Origin of the sequence: Candidatus Poriferisodalis sp. (assembly GCF_965214215.1) — a bacterium.
Classification (GTDB): domain Bacteria; phylum Actinomycetota; class Acidimicrobiia; order Acidimicrobiales; family Poriferisodalaceae; genus Poriferisodalis.
Genome location: NZ_CBDCBD010000003.1, coordinates 1208139 through 1223099 on the forward strand (window position 1 = coordinate 1208139; position 14961 = coordinate 1223099).

At 67.9% G+C, this 14961-nt stretch carries 15 protein-coding genes; 12 read left to right on the forward strand and 3 right to left on the reverse strand.

Going from position 1 to position 14961, the window contains the following annotated elements; all coding sequences use genetic code 11:
• Positions 1–54 precede the first annotated feature (54 nt).
• A complete protein-coding gene (locus tag ACOOF5_RS07865; protein WP_420437951.1) occupies positions 55–1056 on the forward strand; it encodes a lysylphosphatidylglycerol synthase domain-containing protein in 1002 nt (333 codons plus the stop codon).
• Between the two features lie 199 nt (positions 1057–1255).
• Here the strand turns inward: ACOOF5_RS07865 and ACOOF5_RS07870 are convergent, their stop codons facing one another.
• On the reverse strand, positions 1256–1543 hold the full coding sequence (locus ACOOF5_RS07870; protein ID WP_420437952.1) for a DUF1330 domain-containing protein: 288 nt from the start codon (positions 1541–1543) through the stop codon (positions 1256–1258).
• Between the two features lie 101 nt (positions 1544–1644).
• Here ACOOF5_RS07870 and ACOOF5_RS07875 point away from each other — a divergent pair, with 101 nt between their 5' ends.
• From ACOOF5_RS07875 to ACOOF5_RS07895, 5 genes are all read left to right on the forward strand, one after another.
• Positions 1645–2928, forward strand: a complete 1284-nt coding sequence (locus ACOOF5_RS07875) for an NAD(P)/FAD-dependent oxidoreductase (RefSeq protein WP_420437953.1) — start codon at positions 1645–1647, stop codon at positions 2926–2928.
• 9 nt (positions 2929–2937) lie between these two features.
• Positions 2938–3465 carry an AAA family ATPase gene (locus tag ACOOF5_RS07880; protein WP_420437954.1) on the forward strand — a complete coding sequence of 176 codons (528 nt, stop codon included), beginning with the start codon at positions 2938–2940 and terminating at the stop codon, positions 3463–3465.
• Positions 3455–3706 (forward strand): hypothetical protein, encoded by a 252-nt coding sequence (locus tag ACOOF5_RS07885; protein ID WP_420437955.1) that lies wholly within the window; start codon positions 3455–3457, stop codon positions 3704–3706. The genes ACOOF5_RS07880 and ACOOF5_RS07885 overlap by 11 nt, the downstream gene beginning before the upstream one ends.
• An 85-nt stretch (positions 3707–3791) precedes the next feature.
• On the forward strand, positions 3792–4637 hold the full coding sequence (locus ACOOF5_RS07890; RefSeq protein ID WP_420437956.1) for a bifunctional 5,10-methylenetetrahydrofolate dehydrogenase/5,10-methenyltetrahydrofolate cyclohydrolase: 846 nt from the start codon (positions 3792–3794) through the stop codon (positions 4635–4637).
• Positions 4638–4769: 132 nt separating this feature from the next.
• Positions 4770–5759: a malate dehydrogenase gene (locus tag ACOOF5_RS07895; protein ID WP_420437957.1), complete on the forward strand. Its 990-nt coding sequence runs from the start codon at positions 4770–4772 to the stop codon at positions 5757–5759.
• Between the two features lie 33 nt (positions 5760–5792).
• Here the strand turns inward: ACOOF5_RS07895 and ACOOF5_RS07900 are convergent, their stop codons facing one another.
• Together ACOOF5_RS07900 and ACOOF5_RS07905 are read right to left on the reverse strand one after the other, a co-directional pair.
• Complete coding sequence (locus ACOOF5_RS07900; protein WP_420437958.1) at positions 5793–6236, reverse strand: hypothetical protein; 444 nt, start codon at positions 6234–6236, stop codon at positions 5793–5795.
• Positions 6237–6249: 13 nt separating this feature from the next.
• Positions 6250–6492: an AbrB/MazE/SpoVT family DNA-binding domain-containing protein gene (locus tag ACOOF5_RS07905; RefSeq protein WP_420437959.1), complete on the reverse strand. Its 243-nt coding sequence runs from the start codon at positions 6490–6492 to the stop codon at positions 6250–6252.
• Between the two features lie 297 nt (positions 6493–6789).
• Between ACOOF5_RS07905 and ACOOF5_RS07910 the strand changes: the two genes are divergently transcribed.
• The 6 genes from ACOOF5_RS07910 (at position 6790) to ACOOF5_RS07935 (ending at position 14946) form a co-directional block, all read left to right on the forward strand.
• The gene (locus tag ACOOF5_RS07910; protein ID WP_420437960.1) at positions 6790–7872 is read left to right on the forward strand and encodes a DUF917 domain-containing protein; all 1083 of its coding nucleotides are present in this window, start codon (positions 6790–6792) and stop codon (positions 7870–7872) included.
• Entirely contained in the window at positions 7869–9437 is a 1569-nt protein-coding gene (locus ACOOF5_RS07915; RefSeq protein WP_420437961.1) for a hydantoinase/oxoprolinase N-terminal domain-containing protein, read from the forward strand. The genes ACOOF5_RS07910 and ACOOF5_RS07915 overlap by 4 nt, the downstream gene beginning before the upstream one ends.
• A complete protein-coding gene (locus ACOOF5_RS07920) occupies positions 9434–10483 on the forward strand; it encodes a dipeptidase (RefSeq protein WP_420437962.1) in 1050 nt (349 codons plus the stop codon). Before ACOOF5_RS07915 ends, ACOOF5_RS07920 begins: the two co-directional genes overlap by 4 nt.
• An 8-nt stretch (positions 10484–10491) precedes the next feature.
• Positions 10492–12090: a helix-turn-helix domain-containing protein gene (locus tag ACOOF5_RS07925; RefSeq protein ID WP_420437963.1), complete on the forward strand. Its 1599-nt coding sequence runs from the start codon at positions 10492–10494 to the stop codon at positions 12088–12090.
• Between the two features lie 151 nt (positions 12091–12241).
• Positions 12242–13402, forward strand: a complete 1161-nt coding sequence (locus ACOOF5_RS07930) for a sugar ABC transporter substrate-binding protein (protein ID WP_420437964.1) — start codon at positions 12242–12244, stop codon at positions 13400–13402.
• Positions 13399–14946: a sugar ABC transporter ATP-binding protein gene (locus tag ACOOF5_RS07935; protein WP_420437965.1), complete on the forward strand. Its 1548-nt coding sequence runs from the start codon at positions 13399–13401 to the stop codon at positions 14944–14946. Before ACOOF5_RS07930 ends, ACOOF5_RS07935 begins: the two co-directional genes overlap by 4 nt.
• Positions 14947–14961: the final 15 nt, after the last annotated feature.

The following is a 14961-nucleotide window of genomic DNA, read 5'->3' on the forward strand; positions in this document are numbered from 1 at the left end:
TACGCTCGGCAGGATGCTGGCGCTACGCCCGACGCGCGGCGGGGCGGCATCGTCGTGACGGGCTCGGACGGCGGCGTCGGGGAACGGCAGCGATCCGGCACCGCCGTACGGTGGGCGCTCGGGCTGGCGACCGCAGCGGTGATCGTTTGGCTCGCCGTCCGCTACTGGGATGACCTGCGCCAGATCGATCTTCAGGTCGACGCCGTTGGGCTGGCGGCGGCCGTGGTGGTGTCGATGACCGCGACATGGTGCCTGGCACTCGGATGGCGGGAACTCATCGGCGGCTACGGCACACCGCTGGCGCAACGCCCGGCGCTGCGCATCTGGATGCTGTCCCAGGCAACGCGCTACCTGCCGACCGGGCTGGTGCCCATCGTCGTCCGAGCCGGCCTTGCTGCCCCGCTGGGCGTGAAGCGAGCCGCCGCCGGGGCGTCGGTGGTCGTCGAGACTGCCACGCTGGTCGGCTGGTCGGCAGTGTTCGCGGCACTGTGGGCGCCAGCCGATTGGCTGGGAACCGCCGGGGGCTGGTTCGCACGCATCGTGATCGGCGTCGCCGCAGCGGCCGGCCTGGTGACCCTGCCGTGGACGCTGGCGGGCGCTGGGGCGTGGTGGCGCCGCATCGACGGTCTGATGCGGCGAGTGGGCCTCCTGAGGCGGATCTGCGGGCTGGTTCACCCTGACGCGCTCAGCGCAGAGCGGGCGGCTGTGTGGCGGGCAACATTCGTCTACGGGTTGGCCGTGGCGCAACGTCTCATGGCAGCGGTGCTGCTCGCAGGGTCGCTGCTTGCCGCCGGTGTCGACGACATCTGGCTGATCGCCGGGGCGACCGCCGCAGGAATAGTCGTCGGCATGGTCGGCATCACACCGGCCGGGCTCGGCGTGCGCGAGGTCGTGGTGGCAGCCCTGCTGGCCGAACGCTTTGGAGTGGGCGACGCAGCCGCGTTCGCCATCGCAGTGCGGCTGCTGGAGTTCGCGCACGAACTCGTGATGCTCCCGCTTGCAGCGGTGGGCAAGAGCACGGCGAGAGGATCAGGGCACGGCCGGAATGCCCACTGAACCGCTTCCCCCTGACCGGTCAGCGGGGAAGGCACCGTCCGCGCCTGCAAGATAAACCCGCGGTGCAGGCCCCACAGCTGGCCTCGCCGTAGCTGGTCAGCTGTTTCGGGCTCGGCGAGTTCGCGACGTACGAGGAATTCAACTACGACCGCGCTGCCACCAACTGTTTCGACGGGCGCAAACGGGAAATTGCGCCGGGTCAGCCCATGCCGTTGGCGAGCACGGCGCGGCCGTTGGCGGTGGCTGCTAGGCGGATGCCCACGACGGCCTGGTAGTCGTCGGATTCGTAGGCAGCTTGTGCGGCTTCCATCGTGGGGTACTCGATGACGACCGTCTGCGCTCCGGCGTCGCCCTCCTTGAGGACCGATGCCGGGTCGAGGACCAGGAGCTTTCCGCCGCCCGCCATGATGGGCGCTGCGTTGCGCTGGTAGTCCTTGTACTTGTCGGGATCGACGACGTCGTAGTTCGCAATGAGGTATGCAGGCATCGGTTCGGTCTAGCAGGCCACGCGAGGCGCCGCGAGGCGCGGGTCGCACATCGGCCGCAGTGGCCTGAGCGATCCAGCGCTGGGGTCGGCAGGCTGTAGTGGTGCCGCACCGGGACATGATCGTGATCGGGGCCGGTCCCGCCGGCGCGGCGGCGGCCATGCGAGCCGCGGGTGCGGGCATCGAGGTGACCGCGTTCGAGAAAGCCCCCGCCGGCCGCGACAAGGTGTGCGGCGACGGGCTGACGCCCCGAGCGGTCGCTGCGCTCGACGAGCTGGGCATCTCGCTGGATGAGGCTCACCGCATCGCCGGGCTTCGGATGATCGCCGGGCGGCAGGTTCGCGAGCTGGACTGGCCGGCGAATGGCCAGTTCGGGCCCTATGGAGCGGTGTGGCCCCGGCGCCGACTCGACAGTGCGCTGTGCGACGGCGCTGCTTCTGCGGGGGCTGAGCTCCGCTTCGGCACCGAGGCGCTGCCGATCCTCGAAGACGGCGCAGCGGTGGGGGTCACCGCCGGCGGCGAACGCTGGACCGCCGATCTCGTCGTGCTGGCCGCCGGTGCCCAGGGCCAGGCCGCCCGCATGCTCGGTGCGCTGCGCGACCCCGACGAGCCGTTCGGTCTCGCCATCCGAACCTATGCCGAGACTCCCCGCCACGCCGAGGAATACCTCGAAGCCTGCTTGACGCTGCGCGACGGCGAGGGCACTGCAGTGCCCGGCTACGGCTGGCTGTTTCCCGCCGGCGACGGCACGGTCAACATCGGTGTCGGCGCGCTCAACACCATGAAGGGCTTCGAGAAGCTCAACCTGAACCGGCTCTGCGACAGCTACCGCGACCTGGTGGCCGACGCCTGGCAGCTCGGCCCCTACCTCGAACGCCCGCGTGCGTGGCGCCTGCCGATGAGCGCCACGAAACGCCACGGCCCCGGCTGGGTAGCCATCGGCGACGCGGCAGGGCTGATTAACCCGATGAACGGCGAGGGGATCGACTACGGCCTCGAGACCGGCATTCTCGCCGCCGACCTGTTCGCAGAGGACCCGCCCGCAGTTGCGGACACCTACGATCGCATCGTCGCCGAGAAGTTCGACGCATTCCTGCGTACCGGCAGGCGGTTCTCGTTCCTCATCGGTCATCCCCGCATTCTGCGAAGCGGCTTGCGGCTGGCAGTCGGCACCGATGCCATCGCCCGCCTCACCCTGCAGGTGATGGGCAACCTCATCGACAACGAAACGCCCGGTACTGCTGGTCGGGTCCTCGCTGCCGCCGACCGCACCCTCGCTGCCGCGTCGCCCGCCTTGCGACGCCTGCACCAGCGCCGCCACGAGCGTGCTGCCGTCGCCCGTCACAGCCGCGAAAAAGGACCTGATCGCGGCGGCATCGCTCCCTAGCATTCGCCCATGGCGGCCCAGGAGATCATCATCGTTGCTGGGCCAAATGGTGCCGGCAAGACGACGTTCGCCATGGAGTACCTGCCGGACCAAGCCGATGGCATGGACTACGTCAACGCCGACTTGATCGCCGCCGGGTTGGCGCCCATCGACCCGCTCGGTGCGAATGTTCGCGCCGGCAAGCTGCTGCTGGCTGAGCTCAATCGGCTCACCGCAGCACAGCAAAGCTTCGCGTTCGAGACGACGCTGGCTGGTCGGGCTTACCTGCGCCGCATCATCCGCTGGCGCGAGCTGGGTTACCAGGTCACGCTGTTGTTCCTGTCGCTGCCGACGGCAGATGAAGCGGTCGAGAGGGTGCGACAGCGCGTGGCCGAAGGCGGGCATCATGTACCCGAGCACGACGTGCGGCGTCGTTTCGCAGCAGGCTTGTCGAACTTTCGCAACGTCTATGCTGAGGCCGTGGACGAGTGGGTGCTGTTCGACAATCGGGACGACGTACCCTTGATTCTCGAGCGCAAGGAGCGCGATGAGCACTAACGGTGCCGTGCCCGCCACGAATGGGCAGCGGAAGCCCGCGGATCTCGAAGAGGGCCTTGAAGATGTCCTTGAGGCGCTGCGTCAAGCGGCGAAGCAGGCGCACCTGAGGGCATACCAGACCGGCACCGGGGTGGTGGTGCATCGCGACGGTGCAGTCCGGGTCATCGCTCCCGACCCTGCCATGTACGAAGACCTGATTCCTGCGCCGTTTGTAGAACAGCCCCTGAACCTCGCTCACTGAGCGCTGCTGCACTGCACTTCGCGGTGCGACGCTCACCGGCGGCGCACGCCAAGCTCCTGCCGGGAGAGCACTACGGTGGCACGCTGTGACTGCGGTGCTGTTGGACGGCCAGGCGCTGGCCGACCAGATCAAGGACGACCTGCGAATCCGGATTGCCCAGGAGGGCTTGGCACCGGGGCTCGGCACGATCCTCGTCGGTGACGATCCGGCGTCGCACAGCTATGTGGGCGCCAAGATCCGTGACTGCAGCGAGGTGGGCATTTCCTCGATTCACGAAGAGCTTTCCGCCGACATCAACCAGGCTGAGCTGGATGCGGTCATCGAACGCTTCAACGCCGATCCGGCCGTGCACGCCTACATCGTCCAACTGCCGCTGCCGCGCCAGCTCAACGAGGAAGCGGCACTGCTGGCTATCGACCCCGACAAGGACGCTGACGGATTGCATCCGGTGAACCTGGGCCGGCTCGTGATGGGCGCGGACGGTCCGCTGCCGTGTACTCCCCGGGGCATCCAGGTCATGCTCGAGCACTACGGCGTGCCGGTGGAGGGTCGTCACGTGGTCGTCGTGGGCCGCGGCCTCACGATCGGCCGCCCGATGGCGCTGCTGATGGCGCTGAAGCGGCCGGTCGCCAATGCGGCCGTGACCGTCGTGCACACCGGCGTGGCCGATCTGGGCGCTTACACCCGCCAGGCCGACATCGTCATCGCCGCGGCCGGCGTGCCCGGCCTCATCACGCCCGACATGGTGAAACCCGGCGCAGCGGTAGTCGGCGGCGGCATCACCCGCGAAGGCCGCAAGATCCTGTCCGATGTGGACCCCTCGGTCGGCGAGGTCGCGGGCTGGGTGACCCCCCGCCTCGGCGGCGTGGGCCCGATGACCCGCGCCATGCTGCTCGCCAATACCGTCGACGCCGCCGCTGCAGCGAGCTGATACGCGGCCGCATTCAGCCGTTCGAAGTTGCTCGATCGACGCGACGGCAACGCGAGTGCAGTTGCCGCATTGCCGCGCTAGAAACGCCCGCAGCCGGGGCACCTGCTCGGCGTGTCGAACCAGGAGAGAACAGTGAACGATCCCGTACGAGTTGCTGTCACCGGGGCCGCTGGCCAGATCGGCTACAGCCTGCTGTTCCGGATCGCCTCGGGCGCCATGCTCGGCCCCGACCAGCCTGTCGAGTTGCGGATGCTGGAGATTCCCCCGGCTTTGGGCGCGCTCGAGGGCGTGATGATGGAGCTCGACGACTGTGCGTTCCCGCTGCTGGCGTCCCGCACCGGCACCTCGGACCCGAATGAGGCGTTCGAAGGTGCCGACTACGCGCTGCTGGTGGGTTCGATGCCGCGCAAGGCGGGCATGGAGCGCAGCGACCTTCTGGAGGCCAACGGAGGCATCTTCACCACCCAGGGCAAGGCGCTCAGCGATTCGGCCAACCCCAGCGTGCGGGTGCTGGTGGTGGGCAACCCGGCCAACACCAACTGCCTGATCGCCATGCGCAACGCGCCCGGGATTCCCGACGGGCAGTTCACGGCGATGACCCGGCTGGACCACAACCGGGCCATAGCTCAGCTCGCCAACAAGGCCGTCATGTCGGTGAATGACGTAACTCGCATGACGATCTGGGGCAACCATTCCGCCACGCAGTACCCCGATATCTTCCACGCCGAAGTTGGAGGCCATAACGCGGCGGCGCTAGTGGACGACCAGGCATGGCTGGAAGACGACTTCATCCCCACGGTGCAGCAGCGCGGCGCAGCCATCATCAACGCACGGGGAGCGTCCTCGGCGGCCTCGGCAGCGTCGGCCGCGGTGGATCACATGCGCGACTGGTCCTCGGACACGCCCGGCGGCGACTGGGTGTCGATGGGCATCGCCTCCACCGGCGACTACGGCGCCCCCGAGGGCATCATCACCTCGTACCCGGTCACGGTCTCAGGCGGCCAGTACCACGTCGTGACCGGCCTCGAACTCGACGACTTCAGCCGGTCCCGCATCGAGGCCTCCTGGGCCGAACTCGTCGAAGAGCGCGACACCGTCGCAGGCATGGGCCTCCTCGGCTGATAGCCGGCACCTTCTCGTTACGGAGACGGGTGCTCAGAGCTGCAGGCTGCGAATCGCGATTTCGTGGGTGCGAGCCGCGTCTGTGAGGGGTTCATTCTCGTTGGCCTGCGCGCAGCAGATCTCCGCATCTAGAAAGCGAGCGGCCGCCAGTGCTTCGAGCGAGAGCAGGTTGAGGCGGGCCCCGTCCCGTAAGAGTTCGCCCATCGGCCAGCCGACCGTGCGAAGCGACACCAGCTCGATGGATGCCGGCAGTTCGATGACAGCGGCAATGACTTCGGCTGCGACTTCGGGCGACACGCCTCCGAGCCGGCGAGACATCGAGCCGACGACAGCTTGCCCCGCGAGTGCACGGCAGAGACGGTGGTACCACAGCCCCGTCGTGGCGACGATGCCGCCTCGGGGCCGCAACTCGCCCGGCTCCTCGCCGAGCAGCATCCTCAACAGGATGTGGTCGTCCACGAGGACGCCTGAGCTCATGGGAGAAACGGGCTCATGCGAGATCGGGCTCGCTGGCGGCGACGCGGCGTGCGAGCGACTCGTAACCACCGGACTCCTCGAGAGCCTCACCCAGCATTGACTGCAATCCGCCGCGGCCGGCCGGTACTACCACCACTGCAGCGCCGAGATCGGCGATCTCGACTGCTCCTCCCGCAGCAATTCCCCACCGACGGCGTGTCTCAGCGGGCAGCGCCATTTGACCTCGTTCCGAAACCCGGTAGTGCGCAACAGCCATAACCCGAGTTTACAAGGGGACCATGTATGTCTACAAATCTGCACGGCAACGCCGCTGAGCGCAGTGCGCCGGCGACCAGTGCCGATACCGAGAGATTCATCGGACGAGTCTGACGCGCGTGATCGCCGAGAACGCAGTCGTTTTCTGCGAGCGTCATTCATGCCGCTTCCACATGTCGGCATCCGGAGGGCAGATTGCGCTGCGGGGAGAGTCTGGGGTTGCGATGTGCCCATCGATGGCGTGTCCGGCTGCCACCTACATTCGCTGATCAGGCAGTGAAGCCCTCCCAGCGGAAGGATGTTCGTGAGAGAACTGACCCTCGACGACATCGACGACTTGGCGCTCGGGGCGACGCTGCTCGGCACCGGCGGCGGGGGAGACCCCTACGTCGGCAAGCTGCTGGTCTCCCAAGCCATCGCCGACCACGGGCCCGCTCAGGTCGTGACTGCCGATGAGCTCCCCGACGACGGCCTGGTGCTGACTACAGCCATCATCGGCGCTCCGACCGTCATCTTGGAGAAGATCCCCGCCGGAACCGAGTTCCGGTCTGGCATTCAGGCGCTCGCGGCGTACATGGGTGAGGACCCGGTCGCCCTCATGCCGATCGAAGTAGGCGGCGTCAACACCCTCGTGCCGATCGCCACCGCAGTCGAGATGGGCCTGCCGGTGGTCGACGCCGACGGGATGCGCCGGGCTTTCCCCCAGATCGAGATGACCGTGTTCACTCTGCACGACCTGCCTGCAGGTCCGCTGTCGATCGCGGACGAGAAGGGCAACATGTGCGTGTTCGAGGCGAACACCAACCAGATCGCCGAGTCGCTCGCCCGCGCCGCGGTCATCCAGCTCGGCCTCGCCGACGCCATCAGCTGCTACCCGATGAAGGTGGCCGACGTGCGGCGTGCCGGCATCGCAGGCTCCATGAGCTACTGCACCGAGGTCGGCAGGCGGCTCGCTCACGTGAAGCTGGGGGCCCCAGGGGCGTGGCAAGAACTCCTCGACTACACCGATGCGGCCCTTGTCTTCAGCGGCAAGGTCATCGACATCGACCGCCGGACCACTGAGGGCTTCGCCCGCGGCACGGTGGTGCTGGAGCACATTGACGACCCCAGCCGGACGATGCGCGTCGAGATACAGAACGAGAACCTCATTGCGTTCGAAGATGGCGACGCCGTGGTCACGGTTCCCGATTTGCTCTGCCTGCTCGACTACGAGTCGGCCGACCCGATCACCACCGAGGGGCTGGCCTACGGGCAGCGCCTCAACGTGCTGGCTATGCCGTGCGCACCCGAGTGGCACCGCGACGGGATGCTGGATCTCGTCGGGCCGAGGGCCTTCGGATACGACATCGACTACGTCGACTTCCGGGAGCGTGTGCGATGAAAGATCTGCGGCTCGGTGTGGATGTTGGGGGAACGAACACTGATGCCGTTGTGGTGGACGGCGAGGGCCGCATCATCGTCGAGACGAAGACCGCGACCACCCCCGAACCCATAGACGGCATCGTCACCGCAATCACCACGGTCATCGACCCCCTCGACGACACCTCCCGGCTGGGCAAGGCCATGCTGGGCACGACGCACCCGACCAACGCCATCATCCGTCGCCGCGACCTAGACCGGGTGGGTGTGCTCCGGCTGGCGGCACCGTCGTCGCTCGGCGTGCGACCCAGCGCCAACTGGCCCCACGACCTGCGGGATCTAGTCATCGGGCACAGCCAGATCATCGGGGGCGGTTTCGAGTACGACGGCACGCCGATTGCCCCGCTCGACGAAGACGCCGTTCGTCGTTTCGCCGGGGCCTGCGCGGGTGACGTTTCCGCCGTCGCGGTGTCGTGCGCCTTCAGTCCGGCATGCACCGATCACGAGTTGCGAGTCGCCGAGATCATCGAAGCGGAATGCGGGACGGTTCTGCCGGTCTCGCTCAGCCACACTGTCGGGTCGCTGGGTCTGCTCGAACGCGAGAACGCCACCATCCTGAACGCGTCGCTGTTGACCGTCGCGAGGCGGGTCGTGAACGGCTTCCGTGACACGCTCGCCGACCTTGGACTCGACGTCGAGAGCTTTCTCACCCAGAACGACGGGACGCTGATGACGGTGGAGGAAGCCGACCGTTATCCGGTGCTCACGGTGGGCTCGGGACCGACAAATTCGATGCGCGGTGCGTGCGCGTTGGCCGGGCTCACCGATGGGCTCGTGATCGATGTCGGCGGCACATCGGCTGACATCGGCATCCTGGTGAACGGCTTCCCCCGTGAGTCCACGGCGGCGGTCGAAGTCGGCGGTGTGCGTACCAACTTCCGCATGCCCGACCTGATCTCGGTGGGCCTCGGCGGCGGCACCATCGTGCGCCACGAAGGCGAAGCCGACGGCGGCGGTGTGACAGTCGGTCCCGACTCGGTGGGCTACCGGGTCATCAGCGATGCGATGTGCATGGGCGGCCTCACGCTGACGCTGTCCGATGTGTCGCTGGCAGTGGGAAGGCTGGACGGCTTCGGCGACCCGTCGCTGCTGGGCGGGGTGCGGGACGGGACCTGCGAGGCCGCTATCGCCTGGGTTGATGAGCGGATCGAAGTACTGGGTGAGCGAATGAAGGCGTCCAGCACACCGCTCCCGCTGATGGCCGTGGGCGGCGGCGCCCACCTCGTGCCGGCTGAACTGGCTGGTTTCAGCGAGGTGATCTGGCCGCCTCATCATTCGGTGGCGAACGCATTCGGTGCAGCGATCGCCGAGGCCGCCGGATCGATCGACAAGGTGTACAGCTACGACGCCACCAGCCGTGAGGACTGCCTGCGCAGCGCCCGGGAGGAAGCGACCGATGCCGCCATCCGCGCCGGGGCGAATGCGGACGAAGTCCGGATCACGAGCGTTGTGGAGATACCGATGACCTATGTGCCGGGCGGCGGGTGCCGGGTCATCGTCAAGGCTGTCGGGCCGCTCGCCGCGTGAGCCACGCCGGGGTCCGCGTCGCGGACGCTCACAACGACCTGCTGCTTGCAGTCCTGCATCAGCGAGAACGCGGCCGGGCCGATCCGTTTGGGGATTACTGGCTGCCGCAGCTGCGCTCGGGCGGTGTGGACCTGCAGTTCCTGCCGATCTTCACCGAGGACCAGCACGTCGGCGAAGGTGCCTTGCGGCGCGCTTTGTTGTTGCTGGAAGAAGCTCGCCGAATTGCCGACCTTCACGCCGCCGATGTCGCAGTAGTCGAGAACCGGGCGGATCTCGAACAGGCATTGGCGACCGGCCGGATCGGGCTATTGCTTGCTCTGGAGGGCTCCGAGCCGCTCGGCGCCGATCTCGAGCTGCTCGAAACGTTCTTCCGGCTCGGTGTGCGCTGCATGTCGATGACGTGGAATCGTCGCACCATGATGGCCGACGGCGTCGGCGAGGCCGCGACTGGCGCCGGGCTGACGCGTCTCGGGCTCGACGCCGTGGCCGAGATGGAACGGCTCGGAATAATCGTCGACGTGAGTCACCTGTCGGCGGCTGGCGTGGCGCACGTGTCCGCTGTCGCCGAGCGTCCCTTCGTGGCGACCCATTCGTCGTGCCATGCCCTGTGCGGACACCCGCGCAACCTCAGCGACGAGCAGATGTGCCAGATAGCCGCTTGCGGCGGCGTCATCGGCATCAACGCCTTTGGTGGCTTCCTCGCCGATGGCGAACCTGCGCTCGACGACTACGTGGCGCACATCTCCCACGCACTCGGCGTCGCCGGCGAGAGGGCTGTCGGTCTGGGCCCGGACTTCATAGACGACCTGATGCACGCGATCGACCCGATCCTGGGTGCCGGTTTGGTCGATCCTGATTGCCTGCCGCTGGTGGACGGGCTGCGCTCGCCGGCCGACCTGGCGCCGCTGGTTGAGCTGCTGGTCGCGAAGCTCGGCCCTGGGACCGCAGCCAGAGTCGCGGGCGACAACTGGATCGAGTTCGTCCGGGGCAGCCTGCCGTCCCGCCGACCGTACGAGGTCGCGGAGAATAGAGCCGCCGGCCTCTAGGAGTCAGAGTGTTGCATTCCAGTTCGCAAGCTCGACCGCTGACCCTGCGGCAGCTGCTGGCGGCGGGTGTGCTCGGCGATCCGCGTGTCGTGGCGGGCGCTCAGGGACTCGACAGCGTCGTCGCGGACGTCGCCGTGACCGAACGCTGCGATCGGGCGACGCCGATCTCCGGAGGGCTCCTGGTGGTGCTGGACGCGAGTTCACTGGCGCCGAACTCCTATGCCTTGGACATTGCGCTGCGCGCCGTGCGCGACGGCGGCGGTGCCGGGCTAGTGGCGGTCAACGCAGTGGCAACGCCAGGACTCGCCACCCGGCGGCTGGCGGATCGGTTCTCCACAGCACTCGTCGAGACCAGCACCCCAGATGTGCTGTCGATGGCCGCCTCGGTGCGTGAACTGCTGTTGCAGCCCACGGTCCGCCAAGCCGCGATGGTGTCCAAGTTGCTGAGCGGCCTGATGGGCACCAAGACCGTGCCGGACACCCTGCAGTTGGTGGCCGATGTGCTGGGCAGGCCGTGCTCGCTGGTCGAGGCCACCGGCGCAATCGTCGCCGGTCCAGACGTCGTGGTCGAAGCCGGCGCGCTGCGGCAGGCCGCCTTCAGCTCGCCGCGTGTCGGCGGAGAAGGCGCGCCCGGAATGACGTGCCCAGTGATCGTGGTGCCGGGTGAGCCGGCGCGGTTCTGGCTGGTGTGCGTACTCGACGAGGCCGACGAGGCACTCATGGGCACCGGCCTGGAGCTGATGGGTGTGACGTCGTGGGCGGTCGGCGCCTATCTGGTCCGGGACCGGCTGGTGATGGAACGCGACGCCCGGCACCGCTTGGCGTTGCTCAACGAGATCGTGGGCGGCGGCGAGCTTCCCGATGAGACTGTGCTGGCACAGATGGCGACGGCGGGCTGGTCGGCCGCGGGATGGGTGACCGCCTTCCACGTCGAATTGTCCGGCTCAGTCGATGCGGCATGGGTGCTGGTGAACACCGACGTGATGGGCGAGCAGTTGCGCGCGTGCGGCATCGACGGCCCGCTGATCGAGCGCACCGACGGCTGGTCAGGCTGGGTGAGCTCCCGCACGGAGCCGCCTGTCGAGGAATACCGGGCGATGACGCGCCGGCTGCGAGATGCCGTCACCCAGCTCACCGATGAGGTCGCCGATGTCATGGCGCACGTCGGAGTGGGACGCCCCGCGACCGGTCTGCCGGGCCTGCGTGCCAGTTTGACCGATGCGCGCCAAGCCGCAACTCTGGCCGGTGCCGGCGGCCGCCGGGTCGCGGTCCGGCACATCGACGAACTCGGCATCCAGCGGATCATGCTGGGCTGGTACGGCTCCGCCGACTTCGGTCGGGTAGTCGATGCATTCTTGGCGCCGCTGGAGGCGACCGATGCCGACGAGACCCTGCTGCGGACGCTGGAGGCGTACTTGGACTGCCAGTCGTCTGCCACCAACACCGCAGCCATGCTCAGCGTGCACCGCAACACTGTGATGAAACGAATCGACCGGATCTCCGAGGCGCTCCACGTCAACCTCGCCGATCCCGATCAGCGGTTGGCCCTGCAGCTCGTGATGCGCAAGCACCGGCTGGACCGGACCCAGCATTTCACTGGCGGCTAGCTCCCACGCCGCCCTGTCTGAAGCCCCGCTTCGGGCATGCGTGAACTGCACCGCTAAGGCCTCCAATCGCAGCGTTTTGCCCATTGAGGGGCGGAGAGCCCGTCCATACGGTCGCCTCCACAGGCCGGAACAGGCCCTGAGGGGGGATCCGATGAAGGCACGCACCTTGATGAAACTGCTTGGCGCGGTGCTCGCGCTGACACTCTTTGTAGCTGCATGCGGCGACGGTGATGACGACAGCGACGCCACGACCGATGTCACGGCAGCAGCCACGCCGACCGTCGCAGAGCCCGCAGCCGGCGACGATGAGCCTGACGCCACCGATGCCGCCCCGGCTGAGCCCGACGACAGTGCTCCGGCCACGACCGCTGCACCCGCCGAAACGACCGACGAGCCCGAACCCGAGCCCTGGCGTATTGCATACCTTTCCGCCAGCTCGGCAAACACGTTCCTGCTGGCATCAGTCGGCGAGATGCAGCGGCTCGCCGATGAGAACAACATCGAATTGGTCGAGTTCGACGCCCAGTTCAATGCCGAGCTGCAGACCACCCAGCTGCAGGACGCCATCGCCAGCAGTCAGTACGACGGCATCATCCTGGTAGCGCTCAACGGACCCGGGCTTGTGCCGGACGTGGAGGCAGCGCTGGCAAGCGGCCTGCAGGTCGTGCTGTTCAATCAGATTGTCGGCGACGATCTCTCCACCAACGAGCCCCAAGTCGACGGCATCGCGGCGTCGGTGATGGCGCCCCCGGTTGTGACCGGCGAACGCGCCGGTCGGCTCACCGTCCAGGCATGCGAGGGGCTCGACCCGTGCCGTGTCGTCTACCTGTTCGGCATCCGAGGCTTCCCGCTGGACGTGGCGCTGCGGCAGGGATTCGACAGCGCCGTCGCCGGGCACGCCAACATCGACGTCGTCGCCGAGGGGGAGGGCATGTACCTGGGACCTGAGGGCGGCATCAACGCCATGCAGGACATCCTGCAGGCGCAGCCGGACTTCGACGTGGTGGTCGGCGCAGACCAGTCGCTGCAAGGCGTCGAGCTGGTGCTGACCGACGAAGGCAAGCTCGACGGCGTCGCACTCATCGGCTTGGGCGGCTCGTCGCCTGCGATCGAGGGCGTGCGTGACGGCCGCTGGTTCGCCACTGTGTACTACGCGCCCGCGAGCGAAGGCCGCCTAGCGATGGAGGCGATGATCGCTGCCCTGAGCGACGGCAGCATCACTGGCGGCATCGACCCCAATGCGAATTTCATCGATGAGGGCCTCGTCACCTCTGCCAACGTGGATCAGTTCACTGCGGAGTGGGATGGGTGATCGCTGAGCCGGCTCGGGGACCTGTCCACGTCGAACTGACTGGCGTTTCCAAGCGATTCGGATCGACGCAAGCGGTGGACGGCGTGAACCTCGCCGTCCACCGCGGCTCGATCCACGCCCTCGTCGGCGAAAACGGCGCGGGAAAGTCCACGGTCGGCAAGATCATCTCCGGGCTGCATGCGACGGACAGCGGCTTGGTGTCCGTGAACGATCGGCCAGTCCAGTTCCGCTCGCCGCGGCACGCCTTCGATGCCGGCATCACCGCCATCGCCCAGGAACTTGCGCTGGTGCCAGACCGCACCGTGGCCGACAACGTCTTCCTCGGTGTGGAGGCCACTCGCTGGGGATGGGTGCGCCGCACCGAGTCCCGCAGGCGATTCCGGACGCTGGCGGAGCACACCGGCATCCATGTCGACCCTGCAGCCAGGGTCGGCGACCTCAGCGTCGCTGACCAACAGCGCGTCGAGATCCTGCGAGCAGTGGCTCGCCGTACCGAGCTGGTAGTGATGGACGAGCCCTCGGCTCGGCTGTCTGCAGCAGAGCGAGGCCAGCTCCACCGCCTGGTCCGCTCGATGCGTGATCAGGGCATCACGGTGCTGTTCATCTCGCACTTCCTGGACGAGGTGCTGGAGCTGGCCGATGCAGTGACGATCATGCGCGACGGGCGCGTCGTGCGCACCACCGCTCCCTCGGCGGAGACGGCTGACTCTCTGGTCGAGGCCATGATCGGCCGCGAGCTGGACGCCACGTTCCCGCCGAAACCGGCATCGGTGGACCGCGCTTGTGCGCTTGCGTTGCGTGTGCGCGGGTTGCGCTGCGCAGGTTCGGTCGGCGACGAGGGACACGCAGGACTGGATCTTGACGTGGCCGCCGGCGAGATCGTCGGCATCGCCGGACTGGTCGGCTCAGGCCGCTCCGAGTTCCTGCGCGCCGTGTACGGGGCGGACGCAGCGGCAGGAGGCACCGTCACCGTCGGAGGTGACACGCTGCGGGGTTCGCGGCCCGATCATGCGATCCGGGCGGGCGTCGGGCTGATCCCCGAGTCCCGCAAGGACCACGGGCTGCTGATGGAGCGCAGCGTCCGTGAGAACGTGAGCCTGCCCCATCTGGACCGGATCGCCCGGGCCGGCGTCGTCAGTCGCATCGCTGAGCGCCGCTTCGTCCGGGCAGCGAACACCGATGCCGGGGTGCGCGACGGCGGCATGGACACTCCCATGCGGCTGCTGTCGGGCGGCAACCAGCAAAAGTGCCTGTTCGCCCGTTGGGTGGTGCCGGGGCTGCGAGTGCTGTTGGCCGATGAGCCGACCCGCGGCGTCGATGTGGGCTCCAAGCGCGCCATTTACGACCTGATCGCTTCCGCTGCTGCAGAGGGCCTCGCGGTGCTGGTGGTGTCGTCCGAACTGGAGGAACTTGTGGGTCTGTGCCATCGCGTCTTGGTGATGCGCGATGCCCGATTCGTTGCCGAATTCATCCATCCCGATCTGGACGAGGCCGAACTGCTCCGCCACGCCTTCGGCGAAGCCCCCTCAAGCGAGGCGATGTGAGGGCCACGGGGCCCG

Coding starts and splice junctions, on each gene's coding strand:
- ACOOF5_RS07870 (WP_420437952.1), bottom strand. CDS start 1,543: ATGCCTGCATACCTCATTGCGAACTACGACGTCGTCGATCCCGACAAG.
- ACOOF5_RS07880 (WP_420437954.1), top strand. CDS start 2,938: ATGGCGGCCCAGGAGATCATCATCGTTGCTGGGCCAAATGGTGCCGGC.
- ACOOF5_RS07885 (WP_420437955.1), top strand. CDS start 3,455: ATGAGCACTAACGGTGCCGTGCCCGCCACGAATGGGCAGCGGAAGCCC.
- ACOOF5_RS07900 (WP_420437958.1), bottom strand. CDS start 6,236: ATGAGCTCAGGCGTCCTCGTGGACGACCACATCCTGTTGAGGATGCTG.
- ACOOF5_RS07905 (WP_420437959.1), bottom strand. CDS start 6,492: ATGGCTGTTGCGCACTACCGGGTTTCGGAACGAGGTCAAATGGCGCTG.
- ACOOF5_RS07910 (WP_420437960.1), top strand. CDS start 6,790: ATGTTCGTGAGAGAACTGACCCTCGACGACATCGACGACTTGGCGCTC.
- ACOOF5_RS07915 (WP_420437961.1), top strand. CDS start 7,869: ATGAAAGATCTGCGGCTCGGTGTGGATGTTGGGGGAACGAACACTGAT.
- ACOOF5_RS07930 (WP_420437964.1), top strand. CDS start 12,242: ATGAAGGCACGCACCTTGATGAAACTGCTTGGCGCGGTGCTCGCGCTG.